The 17,239-nt window shown below is 61.6% G+C and carries 16 protein-coding genes and 3 pseudogenes; 14 read left to right on the top strand and 5 right to left on the bottom strand.

What is annotated here, in order from left to right:
• The first annotated feature begins 376 nt into the window (after window positions 1-376).
• From ACIPSK_RS11575 to ACIPSK_RS11555, 5 genes are all read left to right on the top strand, one after another.
• A complete protein-coding gene (locus ACIPSK_RS11575; RefSeq protein WP_246709757.1) occupies window positions 377-1,945 on the top strand; it encodes a peroxidase family protein in 1,569 nt (522 codons plus the stop codon).
• A gap of 185 nt (window positions 1,946-2,130) precedes the next feature.
• A complete protein-coding gene (locus tag ACIPSK_RS11570; RefSeq protein WP_162117341.1) occupies window positions 2,131-3,438 on the top strand; it encodes an extensin-like domain-containing protein in 1,308 nt (435 codons plus the stop codon).
• 140 nt (window positions 3,439-3,578) lie between these two features.
• The gene (locus ACIPSK_RS11565) at window positions 3,579-3,926 is read left to right on the top strand and encodes a hypothetical protein (protein ID WP_017964752.1); all 348 of its coding nucleotides are present in this window, start codon (window positions 3,579-3,581) and stop codon (window positions 3,924-3,926) included.
• Between the two features lie 380 nt (window positions 3,927-4,306).
• A complete protein-coding gene (locus tag ACIPSK_RS11560) occupies window positions 4,307-4,432 on the top strand; it encodes a hypothetical protein (RefSeq protein WP_261321615.1) in 126 nt (41 codons plus the stop codon).
• 103 nt (window positions 4,433-4,535) lie between these two features.
• Window positions 4,536-5,156: a hypothetical protein gene (locus tag ACIPSK_RS11555; RefSeq protein ID WP_162117340.1), complete on the top strand. Its 621-nt coding sequence runs from the start codon at window positions 4,536-4,538 to the stop codon at window positions 5,154-5,156.
• A 26-nt stretch (window positions 5,157-5,182) separates the two neighbouring features.
• Here the strand turns inward: ACIPSK_RS11555 and ACIPSK_RS11550 are convergent.
• A pseudogene (locus ACIPSK_RS11550) lies at window positions 5,183-5,853 on the bottom strand (class I SAM-dependent methyltransferase).
• 400 nt (window positions 5,854-6,253) lie between these two features.
• Between ACIPSK_RS11550 and ACIPSK_RS11545 the strand changes: the two are divergent.
• From ACIPSK_RS11545 to ACIPSK_RS11530, 4 genes and pseudogenes are all read left to right on the top strand, one after another.
• A complete protein-coding gene (locus ACIPSK_RS11545; protein ID WP_162117339.1) occupies window positions 6,254-6,649 on the top strand; it encodes an Ohr family peroxiredoxin in 396 nt (131 codons plus the stop codon).
• A gap of 115 nt (window positions 6,650-6,764) precedes the next feature.
• Window positions 6,765-7,796, top strand: a pseudogene (locus ACIPSK_RS11540) (DUF3095 family protein).
• A complete protein-coding gene (locus ACIPSK_RS11535) occupies window positions 7,777-8,964 on the top strand; it encodes an IS481 family transposase (RefSeq protein WP_432443475.1) in 1,188 nt (395 codons plus the stop codon). The pseudogene ACIPSK_RS11540 and the gene ACIPSK_RS11535 overlap by 20 nt, the downstream one beginning before the upstream one ends.
• A gap of 29 nt (window positions 8,965-8,993) precedes the next feature.
• Window positions 8,994-9,113: pseudogene (locus tag ACIPSK_RS11530) on the top strand (DUF3095 family protein); the annotation flags it as partial.
• A gap of 46 nt (window positions 9,114-9,159) precedes the next feature.
• Here ACIPSK_RS11530 and ACIPSK_RS11525 read toward each other — a convergent pair.
• Window positions 9,160-9,576: an NUDIX hydrolase gene (locus ACIPSK_RS11525; protein ID WP_162117337.1), complete on the bottom strand. Its 417-nt coding sequence runs from the start codon at window positions 9,574-9,576 to the stop codon at window positions 9,160-9,162.
• Between the two features lie 233 nt (window positions 9,577-9,809).
• On the opposite strand from ACIPSK_RS11525, the gene ACIPSK_RS11520 reads away from it, so the two are divergent.
• A complete protein-coding gene (locus tag ACIPSK_RS11520; RefSeq protein ID WP_162117336.1) occupies window positions 9,810-11,111 on the top strand; it encodes an epoxide hydrolase in 1,302 nt (433 codons plus the stop codon).
• Between the two features lie 32 nt (window positions 11,112-11,143).
• Here the strand turns inward: ACIPSK_RS11520 and ACIPSK_RS11515 are convergent, their stop codons facing one another.
• On the bottom strand, window positions 11,144-11,650 hold the full coding sequence (locus ACIPSK_RS11515) for a MarR family winged helix-turn-helix transcriptional regulator (RefSeq protein ID WP_162117335.1): 507 nt from the start codon (window positions 11,648-11,650) through the stop codon (window positions 11,144-11,146).
• A gap of 148 nt (window positions 11,651-11,798) precedes the next feature.
• A complete protein-coding gene (locus ACIPSK_RS11510; protein WP_162117334.1) occupies window positions 11,799-12,569 on the bottom strand; it encodes a siderophore-interacting protein in 771 nt (256 codons plus the stop codon).
• A 260-nt stretch (window positions 12,570-12,829) separates the two neighbouring features.
• On the opposite strand from ACIPSK_RS11510, the gene ACIPSK_RS11505 reads away from it, so the two are divergent.
• Together ACIPSK_RS11505 and ACIPSK_RS11500 are read left to right on the top strand one after the other, a co-directional pair.
• Window positions 12,830-13,447, top strand: a complete 618-nt coding sequence (locus ACIPSK_RS11505) for an O-methyltransferase (RefSeq protein WP_162117333.1) — start codon at window positions 12,830-12,832, stop codon at window positions 13,445-13,447.
• A 188-nt stretch (window positions 13,448-13,635) separates the two neighbouring features.
• Window positions 13,636-14,406 carry an alpha/beta fold hydrolase gene (locus ACIPSK_RS11500; RefSeq protein ID WP_162117414.1) on the top strand — a complete coding sequence of 257 codons (771 nt, stop codon included), beginning with the start codon at window positions 13,636-13,638 and terminating at the stop codon, window positions 14,404-14,406.
• A 140-nt stretch (window positions 14,407-14,546) separates the two neighbouring features.
• Here the strand turns inward: ACIPSK_RS11500 and ACIPSK_RS11495 are convergent, their stop codons facing one another.
• Window positions 14,547-15,029, bottom strand: coding sequence for a methyltransferase family protein (locus ACIPSK_RS11495; RefSeq protein ID WP_210254189.1), 483 nt, complete (start codon window positions 15,027-15,029; stop codon window positions 14,547-14,549).
• A 219-nt stretch (window positions 15,030-15,248) separates the two neighbouring features.
• On the opposite strand from ACIPSK_RS11495, the gene ACIPSK_RS11490 reads away from it, so the two are divergent.
• Together ACIPSK_RS11490 and ACIPSK_RS11485 are read left to right on the top strand one after the other, a co-directional pair.
• Entirely contained in the window at window positions 15,249-15,641 is a 393-nt protein-coding gene (locus ACIPSK_RS11490) for a VOC family protein (protein WP_162117331.1), read from the top strand.
• A gap of 201 nt (window positions 15,642-15,842) precedes the next feature.
• Window positions 15,843-17,207: a chloride channel protein gene (locus tag ACIPSK_RS11485; protein WP_162117330.1), complete on the top strand. Its 1,365-nt coding sequence runs from the start codon at window positions 15,843-15,845 to the stop codon at window positions 17,205-17,207.
• The last annotated feature ends 32 nt before the right edge of the window (window positions 17,208-17,239 follow it).

Genomic DNA, 17,239 nt, shown 5'->3' with positions numbered 1-17,239 from the left:
CAGAGAACTATACGTTGCGGAAGTTCTTGGTAAAAAAGAAGCATATTCAATCAGTAAGCGAATGTCGTTGCAATTATTCTGCTGACATGCTTCATTCAGGTTGTACTTGAGGGACGAGGGCATTTCGAAGCTAGCGATAGCTACCGTAACGGAAGCCAACACAATTCTCCAATTTCTCTAAATATCCGAGACCACAGTTCCGGCGGCTTTGGCATGGCCGCTGCCTGTTCCCCTGCATTGGGGATCGATGAAACCGACCTTTTGCCGCCTGCAGTCGTCCGCATCGATGCCGCTGCCCTCAATCACTCCGCTGCCGGAAACCTCCAGGGTTTTTCCGTAATCGCATTCCAGCTTTGCAAACCGAGGGAGGCCCGAAATGGCTCAGAGCAAGCATGGTTCGCCTGTGAGAGGTATGGATAACGTCGCGCAATCGAGCGTTCGCGATCAGAGGTTCGGGAGGATGTTCCGCAACCTGCCGTCCGCCGCATTTACCGAAGCGGCGCTCGTCGATCTCGCGAAAACGATGTTCCAGGGGGAGTTCGCGGAGAAGATCAAGGATCACGAGCCCGTCGATGTTGCGCTCAACGAGAGGGAGCCTGAAGACGAAAATCCGGCGATCCCTGCCGGTTTCACCTATTTCGGGCAGTTTCTCGATCATGATATCACCTTCGATCCGGCCTCGTCGCTCGATCGCTTCAACGATCCCGATGCCCTGCAGGACTTCCGCACGCCGCGTCTCGATCTGGATTCGGTCTATGGCTCGGGGCCATCGGACCAGCCTTTCCTTTATGAGGACGACGAGCTTCACATGCTGCTCGGGACGGACAAGGATTTCGACAAGGCGCGAAACAACCGCCCCGATCTGCCGAGGAACAGTGCCCCGATCCGCCGCGCGCTGCTCGGCGACAAGCGCAATGACGAAAACCTGATCGTCTCGCAGCTCCACACCACCTTCCTCAGATTTCACAACAAGGTGGTGGATACGCTCGGCACCAGCGATTTCGAGCTCTGTCAGCAGACGGTCCGCTGGCATTACCAGTGGATCGTCCTGCATGATTTCCTGCCCCGCATCGTCGGCAAGGAGACCTATGAGCACGTCATCGTCGGCAGGGGCGAAAAACCGAATATTCGTTTCTACAATCCGCAGGGCCGCTATGCCTTCATCCCGGTCGAATTCTCGGTCGCGGCTTACCGATATGGCCATACGATGGTGAGGCCGAGCTACTCTCTAAACAGGATCGTGACGAAGGCGAGACCCTCCGAGCAGGATTTCAACGGGAAGACGGCGACGTTCCATCGCATTCCGGTCTTTTCCCTGACCAATGTGGCGAAGGAACCGCTGGCGAATTTGAATGGCTTCCGCGAGCTGCCCGACCGCTGGGCAATTGATTGGGCCTTCTTCTTCGACGGGCTCGCTCCGGAAGGAGAGCCGCCTCCAGGCGCCGTTCTGCCGCAGCCCTCCTACAAGCTCGATACGCTGCTGGTCGATCCGCTGACCAGCCTGCCGGATCATCAGAAGGAGCCGATCAAGGCCCACAGGGCGCTCGCCGCCTTGAACCTTTTGCGCGGCTGGCGCCTCGGACTGCCTTCCGGCCAAGCAGTCGCCCGCCACATGGAAATGGAGGCGCTGTCGGACGAACAACTGTTCGACAGCGAGGATGCCGAGAGGAAGGAGGCGCGTGGCAAATTGCTGATCGATCATCCCGGCATCTTCAATGGCAACGCGCCGCTGTGGTTCTACATCCTGCGCGAGGCGGAGATAGCAGGGAATAGCCAGCATCTCGGACCGGTCGGCGGCACGATCATTGCCGAGGTCCTCGCCGGCCTCATCCGCGAGGATCGCCACTCGTTCCTGGCGCAATGGCCGAAGTGGCGGCCGACATTGCCGAGCGCTGTGGCGGGTCATTTCACCATGGCCGATCTGATCAATTTCACGAACAGGTAGCCGATCTCGCGCAGCGCGAAACTGCGCTGGGCCTCGTGACTCAACCTTGAAAAGGCCGCGAGAGCGGCCTTTTCGCGTTCATCGCCTTCAGATTGCGCGGGTAAGCTTTCGTTCACCGTTTTTTATTAAATTTGGAGTGAGTTTTTTCGGTCACTGCCCAGCCAGCCTGCGGAAGCGATAAGAGTATGGCGTTTGTTTCCTTTCCTCGGCGAACCCTTTTGCCCGTTATCCTCTCGGCGGCGCTGACGACCTGTTCGATCAGCGACGGACTGGTGCCGCCGGCCAATGTCGACAATGGCACTAGGGTCAGCTCGATCTCGCCGTCGGGGGGGGCAGCGCGCATGGCACCTGCCGTGCGCATGGCGCCGGTGGAGAGCCAGGCCTCCTATCCGGTTTCCAGCGCGCCCGTCGGCAATAGCCAGGGCTCGGTCGATTATCTCGATACGCCAAACCTTGCCGGCACCGGCCATGCCGCCCAAGCCGCACCACAGGCGCGGCGGGGCAAGCTGCCGATGATCGACAGCGACGAGGCCTTAGCGCAGCAGAACCAGAACTGGGGCGGCACGCAGGCGCTTGCGATCCCGTCCGGCGGCGTCAACATGGATGACGATCTCGGGGCCGAGCCGGTTGTCGGGCTGGCGCAGGAACAACAGCAGCAGATCGCCGAGGGCAACGCCACCGAGCCGGTTGTCGACGGCATCGGCACCGATAGTCCAACGCAGCTCAACCAGCCCATGCGCCAGCCCCCGCAGCAGGCAATGCCGCAGCCCGCGGCCGAGGCACAGATGAGCCGGGCGCCTGCCTGGAACGACGGCAGCCCTGTGGTGGCGCCGACCCGTGTTCCCGAAGAGGACGAGAGCGAAGAGGTCGCGATGCTGCGGCCGAACAATCCGATGATGAGTGAGCCGGCAGCGCCCGTCGATCCCAGCGTCATGCCGTCCTCCGAGCTTGCCTGCCGGCGCGAGCTGAAGCGCATGGGCGTCCTCTTCGACGACAAGCCGCCGATTTCGAACGGGCCGGCCTGCCAGGTGCCTTATCCGGTGTCGCTGAAGGGGCTTTCCGGCAATATCGGCGTGCGCCCGGCCGTGACGCTGAACTGCCAGGTGACGCTCGCTTTCGCCAAATGGGTGAAGAACGAGCTGGCACCGTCCGCCCGCTATCGCTACTGGAGCGGCATCAAGACGATCCAGCCGCTCGGCGGCTATTCCTGCCGGCGCATGAACAACAGCCGGCAGAAATACAATCCCATGTCGGAACACGCCCGCGGCAACGCCATCGACGTCGGCAAGTTCGTGCTGAAGAACGGCCACGAGATCGACGTGCGCAAGAAGGGGCTGTTCTCGCTGCGCGAGGGGCGGCTCCTGAAGGCGGTGCGTAGCGACAGCTGCCGCTATTTCAACACCGTACTCGGGCCGGGCAGCAATCCGGAGCACTGGAACCACTTCCACTTCGATCTTCGCTCCCGCAAGAGCGGCAAGGCCTATTGCGACTGATGCATGCCACCTCAAAGCGTGCGGCATGGGTGCGGCTGGTGCCGCAGCAATCAGGGCCCGGCTGCGAGAAAACGGTTCATCCCCGCCGCAGGGCACGCTATAGATCGGCCAAGCGGATTGCCGTTTCGAGAGTTTGATCTATGAGCTATGATTTCCATGTCGGCCAGAAGGTCGTCTGCATCAATGATACCTTCAAGCATGTCAGCATCGACCAGCTCATCCGCAAAGGCGAGATCTATACGATCCGCTGGGTGGGCGAATATACCCATTATATCGACGGCACCTTCATCGGGGTGAAGCTCGCGGAGATCGACCGCGGCAATGATGACGGGCCGGAAGGTTATGGGGCGGCCGACATGCCCTATCGCGCCACGCGTTTCCGGCCACTGGTGAAGGACAAGATCTCGTCACTGCGCAAGCTGTTGGCGCCGACGCCCGATGCACCGGTAGAACCGAAAGAAAAAATCAGGAAAAAAGAAAAGGTCTGAGTGCCGGCGCGCCGAGATCTCCTGGTGATCCGTATTGCAGACCGATACATCCGTAGCAGCGGCTGCACGGTGGCTTCGGCACAACCCGTCTTGGCCTGCGCGAGGACGTGCTGGCGCGTTTCAGCGATTGGCATCCCTCGCTCGTGGACCTCATCGCTAGAAGCGAGGCGCCGTTGATCGCAAAGCCGCTTTATGCCTTGCAGTCGGCCACCGCTGCGGGCGCAGGCCAGGCCTCACGCTGATCGGCGATGCCGCGCATCTGATGTCGCCCTTTGCCGGCGAAGGAGCCAATCTGGCGATGCTCGACGGCGCGGAACTGGCGCAGGCGATCATTGCTGACGGGACGATATCGAGGCAGCACTCGTCTCCTACGAAGCGGCATGCTTCCCCGCAGCGAAGATGCAGCCGCACAATCGGCCACCGGCCTCGACATGTGCTTCAACGACCAGGCGCCGCGGCCGCTCGTTGACTTCTTCCAGAGCATGCGTTCGGGCGTGGAGGCGTGAACGGATAGTGGCGGTTAGTTAACTGCAGGTTGGCCGACATGATGTGATTGTGCCGTCGCATTGCCTGTGCAACAGTCCGCGTGGGACATGTTGAGGAGGGGCCATGAGACCGATTTCGAAAATCCTGGCGCTCTGCGCCGCCATCATCTTCATGATCTCGGCCACGGGAACGGCGGCGGCCGATCCGCTGGTTTTCACCTATCACGGATGGGAGGTCGATCTCACCAACGCCAAGGGCGCGGAGCCCGATCGGGAGATGGCCGCGGCCGTCAAGCGGCAGCTCGATATCGTCGAGCATGTCAATCTGAAACCCGATGTCCTCACCTTCATGCGCACGATCAGGATCTGGGCCAACCCCGCCGCCGCAAAAGCGGGGCCCGGCCACTACAGCAGCAAGACCGGCATCGACCTGCGTGTCAAAAGTCTTGCACCCGACAAGCCGATCATCCTGCACGAACTTCTGCATGCCTATCACGACCGGATGCTTCCGGGCGGATTCGGCAATACCGATGTCGCGCAATTCTTCGATATCGGCAAGCGGGTTTGGCCGGGCGATTCCTACATGATGAGCAATGGTCACGAATTCTTCGCGGTCACGGCCAGCGTATACCTGTTCGGCGACATCGATCGGCCACCTTATTCGCGCAACCAGATGCGGGAGAAGCAGCCACGATACTACCAGTGGCTTGCCGCGCTGTTCGACGACGGCCGGCCGCGGTCGTAAGGGCGCAGCAGACACCGCGATACGGATCAGGCCGCCTTTCTGCTCAGAAACAGCGCGGTCTCCCTGCGGACCTCAAGCACGCCGTTGCATCGCCTGAACGCATCGGCAATGGCTTGACGAAAGATGACGAGTTGAGTTTCGCAGGCGCCATCGCCGGGCGGATAGGAGGTGAGCGCCAGGAATACATCCTCGGGCTCAGTGATCCGCAGGCTTGCCGGATGCTGCGACATGGTCACGTTTCCAAACTGCGACCGCATCAATCGTTCGGCAGCGTCATATCCGAAGGCTTCGGCAGCCGGATCGGATGGGGCACTGCCGAATACGGTCGTCAGCGCGTAGATCTCGCGCATATTGCCGGCGCCGTTGGTTGTGACCGCGAGTAAGCCACCCGGCTTCAGCACTCTTGACATGTCAGCGATGCCCGCGGCCGGCTCGGGCAGGTGATAGAGCATATGCATCGCGACCACCGCATCGAAGCGCCATCTTCGAAGGGGAGCGCGGTGGCATCGGCCTGGCAGCCCCGAACCGACCCGAACGGCAGTGCGCTGCAACGCGCCACCGCCTCGTCGACCATGCCTTGCGAAAGGTCGGCAAGCGTCAGGTCAAGATTCTCCGGCAGCAGACCTGCCGTTGCTGCCCAGAACCAGGCCGGTCCGCAGCCGACGTCGAGGACACGATCGCCCGGCTTCAGGGGCAACTGCGCCGCAACCCATGGAAACCAGGCCGTCTCGGCGATGGTGTATTGGCTATGCAGTCGAGCCCTTGCGGCGAGCTTCCGGCTGTCGCCATACTGTCCCGCATTGTCTGCTGTTATGGAGGACATGGCATCTCTCCGGGCTCTTTTATCGGCGCCACTTCGCGCTTGCCGGCAGAGCCTATAGAGGGCTCTGTTCCCGGGCAAGACGTGACTTTGCGCAGCGTGTCGGCCTGCTCGCACAGCTGCTGTTGAGGATTACCTTGATGCGATGAGTTTGGGCCGGAGAAATAAATCGCATCCGATTAAATCGGAATAGTGTTGACATTGGTTTTGGTGTGACATATTCGGGCGTATCCGATTTAATAGGATGCGTTGTAAATCGAACCAAAAGGATATCACCATGACCGAGAAGCTTCTCTTTACCGGCAAGACCCACATCTCCGGCGGCCGCAACGGCTCTGCACGCAGCAGCGACGGCATGATCGACATCAAGCTGCCGCAACCGCATCCGGCTGCCGAAAACCTGTTCGGCATCGCCTGGTCGGCCTGCTATATCGGCGCCATCGAACTTGCCGCTTCGCAGCGGAAGATCACGCTGCCCGCCAGCCCCGAGGTCGATGCGGAGATCACTCTCAACGCCGACAACGGCTCCTTCTTCCTCAGGGCGCGCCTCAATGTCAGCCTGCCCGGCATCGATCACGACGTTGCGCAGCAATTGATCGAGGCAGCCCATGGCATCTGCCCTTATTCCAAGGCGACACACGGCAATATCGACGTCGAGACCACACTTGCCTGAGCGGGGAAGGGTGGACCTCACCGCCAGAGGATTTGATGCGGAGGCCTGCCGATCGGCCGGCAGAAACTTCCTGAGGTAGCAGGCACCGGAACCTTGCCGATCTGGAGAACATGCCATGATCAATAGCCACGCCCAGCCACACCAAGCCTATGACGAGTTTTCGCTCGTGCTCGACCCAGCCGTTTATGAGCCGCTGCCCGAGGATTGGCTGATCGGCATCACCGACGTCGTCAGTTCGACGCCGGCGATCAAGTCGGGACGCTATGAAGATGTCAACTTCGCAGGCGCATCTGTTATCGCCGCTCTCGGTAATGCCTGGGGTTCGTTCGATTTCCCCTTCGTGTTTCGTGGAGACGGGCGGCGTTCGCCTTGCCGCCGCGCGGCATCATGGCCGCGACCTCGGCGTTGCGGCAGGTCGCGAGCTTTGCAAGAAGCGATCTCGATCTCACCCTTCGTATCGGGCTGCTCACCGTGCGCGAAATCCGCAATAGTGGACGCGACGTAAGAGTTGCGCGCGATGCGGCTTCGGAAAACGCGACCTATGCAAATGTTTGCAGGGGGAGGGCTCAAATGGGCAGAGCAGCAGATCAAGAGCGGCCGGTATCTGGTCAAGCCGGGACGCTACGCGACGAAGCCGGATCTGACCGGACTGAGCTGCGACTGGACGCCGTTCCCGAGCCAGCGGGGCGAGATCCTGTCGCTGCTGATCGAGCCGAATGACGATACGAGCCCGGAGGTTTTTGCAGCACTGGCAAAGCGCCTGCTTGCTGTCTTCGATGCGCCGTCGCACCGGTGTCATCCGGTTCCCGTGGATATGGCTATCGCCAGGGATATTGCCCTGCCGAAAGGCAGCGGCAAGCGTGTCGATCCGAAACGCTGGTCGGAGGTCACCGCCAATTCGGATTTCCGCAAATTCGATGACGGTTTGCGCCTGACGCTGGACTGCACGCCCGAACAGATCGACAGGGTCGAAGCCATGCTTCTTCTGGCGAAGGCACGCGGCGAGGTGAACTTCGGACTGCATCGCCAGTCCCATGCGCTGATGACCTGTGTCCTTCCCGAGAGAAGGGTGACAGTTCATACCGGAGACATGGGTTACACTTTTGGCCTTTGCGAGGAGAGCGAAGGTGCCTTGGCAGGAGTGTAACCTTATGGACGAGCGTCTCAAATTCGTTGCGCGGGTTCTGGATGGCGAGAAGATAGCGGCGCTGTGCCGCGAGTTCGGCATCTCCCGCAAGACCGGCCACAAGATCATCAGCCGCTATAATGCCTGCGGACTGGAAGGACTGACGGATCGCTCGCGACGTCCTTACCGGCACGCCAATCAGCTTCCTTTCCAAATCGAGAAGCTGATTGTGCGTGCCAAGCAGGAGAAGCCGAGCTGGGGCGCACCGAAGATCAGAGAACGACTGGCGCGGCTTTACCCGGACGTGCAAACGCCGGCGATCTCGACCGTGCATGCGGTGCTCGACCGCAACGGCTTGGTCCAGCACCGCAAACGACGGCGCAACAGGGCGCAGGGAACACCACTCTCCCAACCTCGCCAACCCAACGACCTGTGGTGCGCCGATTACAAGGGCGAGTTCATGCTCGCCGACAAGCGCTACTGCTATCCATTGACGATCACTGATTTCGCCAGCCGCTATCTCCTGGCTTGCGAAGCGCTGCACACGACGAAGGAAGCCTACGCCTTCACCGTGTTCGAGAGCGTCTTCAAGGAGTTCGGCCTGCCGAGGGCGATCAGAACCGACAATGGCGTACCCTTCGCCAGCCCCAACGGATTGTTCAATCTGTCGCGGTTGGCGGTCTGGTGGCTCAGGCTCGGCATCGACATCGAGCGCATCAAGCCAGGCAATCCGCAGCAGAACGGCCGCCATGAACGCATGCATCTCACACTCAAGCTGGAGACCACCAAGCCGGCCGGCGCCAATTTCCTGCAGCAGCAGGCCCGCTTCGACGACTTCATCGAGGAGTTCAACACCGAGCGGCCCCACCAGGCGCTTGACATGGCTTGCCCGGCAGAGCGCTACAACGCCTCACCACGATCCTATCGCGGCCTGCCGGAGCTCGACTATCCGTTCCACGACCAGACCGTTACCGTCACAACATGCGGCCGCATCTGCTACAAGCGAAAGAAGATCAATCTCAGCCTGGTCTTTGCCGGCCAGGCCGTCGGCATCAAACAGGTCGAAGACCATATCTGGCTCGCAAGCTTCATGGATTACGACTTGGGATACTTCGATGACGAGACATGCAGGCTCGAACCGCTGCCGAACCCTTTCGGCGCGAAAGTGTTACCTATGTCTCAGGAATAAACCGTAACCCATGTGTCCAGAATGGACCATGCCTCGTACCATCAGGCAGCCCGGATTCGCACCTGCATTTCCTTGACGGAATGGGCGGCGGTTATGCCAAGGCCGCCGAGATGATGGAGGCCGGTGCGCTTGGCGACGTCCAGCATCATGTTCTCTGGGGTTCAGCCGGCGAGATCGCCTTGACCCCCAAGGGACCTAAGTGGGCGTGCCTGTTTCCCGCATGGCGAGATTTGCCAGAATTTCAGTGAGCTGAGGCGGCGCTAATTTGGCTTCTTTTTCTATCGCGATGGCGGTGAACCACCTGAGCGCGGTGTGTTCGTCACCGATCAGTCGCGGCCGCCCGTGCCATTTAATGACGTGATAGACATGGAATGTCGCGGATGCTTCGGGCGGGTCTTCCGAGGTGAACCGTCCTGCAAACTGCCAGAGCTCCGGCGTCACGCCTATTTCTTCGATCAATTCCCGGCACATTGCCGTCTCGGCGTCTTCGCCCTCTTCGACATGGCCGCCCGGGAGGCTCCAGCGATCCGGGTGCACCTTGCGCTCGGAACTGCGCCTGGCCAGAAGAACGGTTCCGTTCCGGCTCAAGACGCCCGTCGCGATGTCGGGCATGCATTCTCCTCTGCCTCCTCGGTCTCGCGCCGATGCTGCCCGCAACCACGGCTTTTTGCAATGACCAGTCGTCCATCGAGACAGTCGAGGCATAGCCTGACCGGGTAGGTTGACCCCCGACATTGCCCGGGAGCATAGTCCCCGGACAGACGCGAATGACCTGCTGATGCGAACGAGGTCGGTCAGTCGATCTTCGTCCGTTTCCGAACAGATCAAACGGAGAGGAGAGCGTCATGCCACCCACATCCCTATCAACGCCCACACGGCGCGAGCTGCTTGCCGCCACGGCCGCCGCCGGAGCCATGAGCATGCTTGCCGGCACGCGTAGCGCTCAGGCAAACGGCGACGGCGTTAGCCCCTTCAGCGTCAATTTCCCCGAGGATCAGCTTGACGATCTGCGCCGGCGCGTCGCGGCCACCCGTTGGCCTGACAAGGAGACCGTCGCGGATGATACGCAGGGCGTGCAACTCGCAACGATCCAGAAACTCGCGAAGCATTGGGCGACGGATTACGACTGGCGCAAGGTGGAGGCGCGGCTCAATGCGCTGCCGCAGTTCATCACCGAGATCGACGGGCTGGATATTCACTTCATTCACGTGCGCTCCCAGCATAAAAATGCGCTGCCGCTGATCGTCACGCATGGATGGCCTGGCTCCATCATCGAGCAGTTGAAGATCATCGAACCGCTCACCGATCCGACAGCGCATGGCGGGAGCGAAGAGGACGCATTTGACGTGGTGATCCCGTCTTTGCCGGGCTACGGCTTTTCCGGGAAACCGACGGGGTCGGGGAACTGGAACCCGCCGCGCATCGCGCACGCCTGGGTGACGCTGATGCAACGTCTCGGCTACACGAAGTTCGTGGCGCAGGGCGGCGACTGGGGCAACGCGGTGACCGAATTGATGGCGGTGCAGGAGCCGCCGGGATTGCTCGGCATCCATACGAACATGGCGGCCACGGTTCCGGCTGACATCGCCAAGGCTCTTGCCGCCGGCGCCATGCCGCCCGCCGACCTTTCGCCCGACGAAAGGCGCGCCTTCGATCAGCTCGACGACTTCTACAAGAATGGGCTGGGTTATGCGATCGAGATGAACAACCGACCGCAGACGCTCTACGGGATCGTCGACTCGCCGGTCGGGCTTGCATCGTGGATGCTCGATCACGACATCCGCAGTTACCGGATGATCGCCCGCGTTTTCGACGGAGAGCCCGAGGGGCTGACCAAGGACGATATCCTCGACAACGTCACGCTCTATTGGCTGACGAACACCGCAATCTCCTCGGCACGCCTCTATTGGGACAATGCACACCATCCGTCGGGTGGGTTCTTCGACCCCAGGGGCATCATGATCCCGGTGGCGGTCAGTGCTTTTCCGGATGAGATCTACCAGGCGCCGCAGAGCTGGGCGGAGAAGGCCTATCCGAAGCTCATCCACTACAACCGGCTGCCGAAGGGCGGTCACTTCGCCGCCTGGGAACAGCCGATGGCTCTCACTGCCGAGCTGAGGGCGGCGTTCCGGCCGCTGCGGCAGTAGAGCCAAGCGGGCTCAGGCGACTGATGCCGCGATCACGATTTCTGCGCTTCGCCCTGCGTTGACCGCAGCAGGTTGTCGCGCAGCGTCGTCACCGATTTCTGCACGACGGGAAAGTCGTCGCCGAGGCCGATGGCACCAAGCAACGCGTTGCCGGGATCGGTTTCAACGAGTTGGCGCCCTGCCGGCGTCAGGCTGACCCGCACCTGCCGTTCGTCGGCGGGATCGCGGTGGCGGGTGATATAGCCATTCGACTCCAGCTTCTTGAGGATGGGCGTCAGCGTGTTGGATTCAAGGAACATCTTTTCCCCCAACGCCCCGACCGTCTGGTCATCCTCTTCGGAGAGAGCCACCATGGTGATATATTGGGTATAGGTCAGGCCAAGCTCGTCCAGGATCGGCTTATAGGCGCGGCCGAAGGCGAGATTTGCCGAATAAACCGCGAAGCACAGAAAAGTGGAAAGTTTGCGACCTTCCTTGCCCGCTGGCGGGGAGGCAGGCGCGGGGCTGCCAGTCTGTCTTGCGGTTTTAGATGCGGGCATGGGTTCATCCTATTAGCCTATGAATGGTAGGACTTATATATATCGTATCCGATTAAATCGCAATTGACTCGACAGGTATTTTTGGACAGCCTATTCGGCCGTCGCCCCCCAACTTCCGGAGCGGCGGCCAGTGTGGGCGCCTTGCCGCCTAGCCGAATTTCTCGGTCGTATCGGCCTTGCCGAACACCCAGTAGCCGGATGCCTTGATCCAGCCGAGCGGGCAACCTCGTTCCAACAGGTAGCCGCGGATATCGCGTGTCACCGAGGCTTCCGCCGCGACCCAGATGAAGGTTTCCGGTTGGATATCGACCCTACTCAACAGCTTCAGCAGCGCTGCGGCATCGGTTGCCTGAGAAAGCGGCCGGTGCGCCCAGCGGACGTGCAGTTCGGCTGATGTCTCGAAGGTCTGCTCTTCCAGCGAGCCGGTGACGGCCGCGATTGTGGTGATGACGGTTCCGGCGCCGCTCTCCTCGATCCGGCGGCCGATCGCCGGCAGCGCGGTTTCGTCGCCGATCAGCAGCCACCGTTTGACTGTCTTCGACACTACGGCAGAGCCCCTTGGTCCGCCGATATCGAGCTTGTCGCCGGCGCGCGCGTCGATCGCCCATTGGGTTACCGGGCCTGCCTCATGCAAGGCGAAGTCGATGGTCAGTTTTCGTTCGGTGTTATCGTAACGGCGCGGCGTGTAGTCACGGCGTTCTTCGCCGCCATCGGCGGCCGGTACGAAAATCTTGATGTGGTCGTCGGGCGCAAGGCTGATGAAATCGGCAAGATCATCGCCGGTCAATGTGATGCGGCGCATGCCGGGGGTGATGTCGACAATGCTTTGGACCGCCAGGGTGCGCCGTCGCGTGTCGTGGCGGACCCGTTCGATGCCGGGAGCCGGTGAAGTCTGATCTTTGAGTTGATTGTTGTCCATGTGTCCTCAGGAGCTCTTAGAACTCGATCCGCAGGACATAGTCGCGCAGATCGAAGCCGCAAAGCCGTTCGATCATACGCGTTGAGTGACGTTAACGCTTACGTGGCCGGGTGACCCGACCATTGAGGGCTGATGTAGCCGACGGCGGCGGCATGTGCAACCGCAAGGGGCCTAGCAATGGCGATGATTGCCAAAGTTTAACTTTCCGGCGGTGTTCCGGTCGGGCAATGATCGGCCGACTAGCGGTTATGGAGAAGACAATGGACAGCAGGATCCAGGACGTGCTCGATAACTATCACACGATGATCGAGACGGAGCATAACAGCCCGCGCGAACTGCCTCCCGGCGGCCGCGACGGAGGACAAGATCAGCGGCTGCGCGCGGTCGGACCTGCGACCGGACATTTCATCAATATCCTCGCCAAGAGCCTCAAGAGCCCGACCATTCTCGAACTCGGCACCTCCTTCGGCTATTCCGGGATCTGGCTGGCAGAGGCTGCGCGCGCTTCCGGCGGGCGGCTGATCACCATGGAATTGCACGATTACAAATCGGCCTACGCGCGCGACATGGCCGTCAAGGCGGGGCTCGCAGACCATATGGAATTCAAGGTCGGCGACGCCGTCCAGATGATCGGCGAGCTTTCCCAGGGCATCGACTTCGTGCTGGTGGATCTCTGGAAGGATCTCTACGTTCCCTGCCTCGAAGCCTTCTACCCCAAGCTCAATCCGGGCGCGATCATCGTTGCCGACAACATGCTGCGCCCGGGAGGCGACGATCTCAAACGCTACGGCGAGGCTGTCCGTGCCAAGCCCGGAATATCAAGCGTGCTGCTGCCGGTCGGCAGCGGGCTTGAGGTCAGCCGCTTCGATCGAGAATGAGGCAAGGGCGGGCGGCGAACTGGTTTTTGGTTGCAGCAAAAAGAGATGACGCGTTTGGAGCTAATTTCCGATACTTTCCCGATCAAAGCTCGGCCATCGCGAGCTTTGGAGATTTGATGTCGGGCCTTCTTATCGCCACCCTGTCGGCAACGGTTTCAGCAACCACCGGACGCACAAGGAACCAGATCATGATGATGAACAGACGGACCTTCTCGGCTGCCCTAGTTGCCGGCGCCGCCGCTTCTCTGCTTGCTACCCGCGGTATGGCCGCGACATCCGCTCCCGTTAAGGCGCGCAACGTCGTGCTGGCGCACGGGTTGTTTGCCGACGGCTCGTGCTGGACCGAGGTGATCGCGCGCCTGCAGGCGTCCGGGCTCAATGCCACGGCGGTGCAGAACCCGCTGACGACGCTGCCCGAGGCCGTCGCTGCCGTGAAGCGGGTGCTCGACCGGCAGGATGGGCCGACGGTTCTGGTCGGGCATTCGTTTTCCGGCATGATGGTCACCGAGGCCGGTGTGCACCCTGATGTTTCGGCGCTCGTCTATGTCGCGGCGCGGGCGCCGGATGCAGGTGAGGATTATACCGCTCTCGCCAAGACCTTTCCGACGCCGCCGGCTTCGGCCGGCATCGTCTTCGACGGCGACGAAGGTCGGCTGAGCGAGGAAGCCTTCTTGCGCGATTTCGCAGGCGACTTGCCGGAGGCGAAGGCGAAAATTCTCTATGCCGTGCAGCAGCCATTCCAAAAGGCGCTGCTGACCGGCAAGACGACACAGGCGGCCTGGCGTTCGAAGCCGAGTTGGTATGCCGTTTCGACCGAGGATCGGACGATAAATCCCGATCTCGAACGCTTCATGGCCAAGCGCATGGGGGCGAAGACGATAGAGGTGAAGGCCAGCCATTTGTCGCTGATCTCCCACCCTGACGAGATCGCCCGGCTGATCATCGAGGCGGCGGGGTAGAACACGAACTGATCTCAGCGGCCGGTGAAGCGGCGATGCCGATCGCCGGCTTGCTTGGCGATGGCCATGATGCCGCGAGGGTCGTATCTCGACCCGTTTCCGTCATTCGGGTTTCAGCAGGTCGACGCTTCTTCGTCTCGCTATAGCCACCGCCTGATGCGAGCCCCGTAGGCGAGATAGCCGTCACCGAATTTCCGCTCGAGATAGGCCTCCTCGCGAGCAACCACGCCATAGCGGATGACAAGGTAGAACGGCACCAGCAGGAGGATGAGCCACAGGCTGTCGAAGGCGACGGCGAGGCCGATGAGGCCGAGGAACATACCGATGTAGATCGGGTTGCGCGTGAAGCGATAGGGGCCTTCGTCGACGATCGTCGTCGTCGGCCGGCTGAGCTGGACCTGTGTCCCCGCCGGGCGGAAGGTTGCTGCCGCCCAGATCAGTAGCGCTAGGCCGGCAAGGAACACGATGCCGCCGAGCACGCCAGCCGGCACGGCCGCCGGCATGAACGGCAGCGCATAGAGCCAGTTAAGCGCGAGCCCGGCGATGACCGTCAGCGCCCAAGCGATCGGCGGCCGCACCGCGGCGCCTGAAGTGTCGCGCAAATTGCCGTTCGCCTCGTTCATGCCGCCACCCATCCGATCTCGTGGTCCCCGGAATTCCAGCGCATGGGGAGCGTGTTTCGTGCCATTTGTCGCGGCTCCTCCACCGATGGAGTTTACCTCGTTTCGAAAGAGATTTGAAGGCGGAGAGGCGCGGTCGAAGTTCGGAACAAGAGGCGGCCGCGGGTGTTAACCGGCAAAGCTTCCATCGAGTTTGCAGCTCCTCATTTGCGAGAAACCACTATGGCCATCCACTTCAATCATACCATCCTGTCGGCTCACGACAGCAAGGCCTCGGCAGATTTCCTGGCCGATATGTTAGGGTTGCCGGCGCCGCGGCGCTGGGGGCCGTTCCACATGGTCACAACCGACAACGACGCCAATCTCGACTACATGGAAACGGAAGGTCAGATCGCTCGCCAACACTACGCTTTCCTCGTCGGCGACGCTGAATTCGAGGCGATATTCAACCGAATTCGCGAGCGGAACCTGCGCTACTGGGCCGACCCCGGCCAGCGGAAGCCTGATGAGATCAATGACCATGACGGTGGGCGCGGTGTCTATTTCGAAGATCCGAACGGCCATCTGCTTGAAATCATCACGCGTCCCTATGGCAGCGGCGGCTGGAATCCGTGAGCGTGTCGCCAAGGGAGCCGCCGCCGATGGGTCTGCTCGCCGCAAGTGCTGCGTCCATCGGTGCCCTTACGCGCGCTAAGGAATCAGGTATTCTTCGGCGACATGGCGGGCCTGCGCTCGCCTTGCTGCCATCCGTGGGCAATGAAACCTGGTATATATCATCGCTTGCTTGTAATGCCGCAACTGGAATAGAGACGTTCCTTGCCCTCTCTCATCAGGAAATCCAAGCTTCTTCGCCGCTCCCGTGTTTTCTGGGGCTCGTTTTCCCTTTGGCGACCGCGGCTGGTGTTCTGGTGCGGGGCGTTGGCGATCGGGGTGATCAGCGTCGGTTTCGCAAAACTCGCCGATCTCGCGCAGAAGGCCTTCGGCAGCCTGACTGCCTCGGGGGAATGGGCATTCGTTCTGCCGCTGATGCTGACGCCGCTCGGCTTCGTTGTGGCGGCCTATCTTGCGGCAACCCTCTTTCCCAATTCGCAAGGCAGCGGCATTCCGCAGGCGATCGCCGCCAGGCACCTGAGGGATGAGGCCGACCGCACGCGGCTGCTGTCGCTGCGGATCGCCTTCGGCAAGATCGTGCTCACAGTGCTTGGGCTGTTTTCCGGCGCCTCGATCGGCCGCGAGGGGCCGACCGTGCAGGTGGGTGCATCGATCATGCTCGCCGTCGCCCGCTTCGGTGGCGTGGCGCAGGCGCGTGGGCTGATCCTTGCCGGATCGGCCGCCGGCATCGCGGCGGCGTTCAACACGCCGCTTGCCGGTATCGTCTTTGCGATCGAGGAGATGAGCCGCACCTATGAATCGCGCGCCAACGGGCTGGTGCTGACGGCCGTCATCCTTTCCGGGCTCGCGGCTCTCGGGCTCTCCGGCAGCTACAATTATTTCGGCTTTGCTTCGGCCGCGCCGACCGTCGCGCGAGATTGGGGACTGGTTCTCGTCTGCGGCGTCGGCGGCGGCGCGCTGGGTGCTGCCTTCAGCGGTTTCGCGCTGCATTTTGGTCAGCGTATCCGGCGCTGGGCGCAGCCGCAGCCGCTGAGACGCATGCTGGCGCTTGCCGGGCTCTGTGGTCTTGCCGTTGCGGTGATTGGCGTTGCATCCGGCGGCGCGACGTTTGGCACCGGTTATGAGGAGGCGAGGGGCGCCGTCGAGGGTCACGCCCTGCCATTGCTTTTCTTTGTCGAGAAACTCGCCGCCAGTTTCCTGTCGATGATTTCAGGCATTCCGGGCGGGATCTTTGCACCCTCGCTTGCGGTCGGCGCCGGTTTCGGCAGCACGGTCGGATCGCTGCTCGGCACGAGCATTGCGCTGGCGGCGATATTGGGGATGGCTGGATATTTCGCCGGCGTGGTGCAGGCGCCGATGACCGCCTTCGTGATCATTCTGGAGATGACCGGCGACCATGAGGCCGTCATTCCGATCATGGCCGTCTCGATGATCGGCTATATCACCTCGCGCGTGCTGTCCCGCGAGCCCCTCTATCACGGCCTCTCGCGCGTCTTCATCGCCGCCGCCATCCGGGCGCGGCGCGCGGCCGACAGAGGCGAGGAGACAATGGTTCTGCGGGGCGAGTGACGGCGTCGGGCGATGGTACGCTTTTGCCGGCT

This window comes from Rhizobium sp. LARHSG275 (assembly GCF_052871115.1).
This window is presented reverse-complemented; position numbering and strand designations above follow the sequence as displayed.

Coding starts and splice junctions, on each gene's coding strand:
- ACIPSK_RS11565 (WP_017964752.1), top strand. CDS start 3,579: ATGAGCTATGATTTCCATGTCGGCCAGAAGGTCGTCTGCATCAATGAT.
- ACIPSK_RS11495 (WP_210254189.1), bottom strand. CDS start 15,029: ATGAACGAGGCGAACGGCAATTTGCGCGACACTTCAGGCGCCGCGGTG.
- ACIPSK_RS11545 (WP_162117339.1), top strand. CDS start 6,254: ATGACCGAGAAGCTTCTCTTTACCGGCAAGACCCACATCTCCGGCGGC.
- ACIPSK_RS11525 (WP_162117337.1), bottom strand. CDS start 9,576: ATGCCCGACATCGCGACGGGCGTCTTGAGCCGGAACGGAACCGTTCTT.
- ACIPSK_RS11500 (WP_162117414.1), top strand. CDS start 13,636: ATGATGATGAACAGACGGACCTTCTCGGCTGCCCTAGTTGCCGGCGCC.
- ACIPSK_RS11520 (WP_162117336.1), top strand. CDS start 9,810: ATGCCACCCACATCCCTATCAACGCCCACACGGCGCGAGCTGCTTGCC.
- ACIPSK_RS11505 (WP_162117333.1), top strand. CDS start 12,830: ATGGACAGCAGGATCCAGGACGTGCTCGATAACTATCACACGATGATC.
- ACIPSK_RS11515 (WP_162117335.1), bottom strand. CDS start 11,650: ATGCCCGCATCTAAAACCGCAAGACAGACTGGCAGCCCCGCGCCTGCC.
- ACIPSK_RS11560 (WP_261321615.1), top strand. CDS start 4,307: ATGCTTCCCCGCAGCGAAGATGCAGCCGCACAATCGGCCACCGGCCTC.
- ACIPSK_RS11510 (WP_162117334.1), bottom strand. CDS start 12,569: ATGGACAACAATCAACTCAAAGATCAGACTTCACCGGCTCCCGGCATC.
- ACIPSK_RS11570 (WP_162117341.1), top strand. CDS start 2,131: ATGGCGTTTGTTTCCTTTCCTCGGCGAACCCTTTTGCCCGTTATCCTC.
- ACIPSK_RS11490 (WP_162117331.1), top strand. CDS start 15,249: ATGGCCATCCACTTCAATCATACCATCCTGTCGGCTCACGACAGCAAG.
- ACIPSK_RS11575 (WP_246709757.1), top strand. CDS start 377: ATGGCTCAGAGCAAGCATGGTTCGCCTGTGAGAGGTATGGATAACGTC.
- ACIPSK_RS11555 (WP_162117340.1), top strand. CDS start 4,536: ATGAGACCGATTTCGAAAATCCTGGCGCTCTGCGCCGCCATCATCTTC.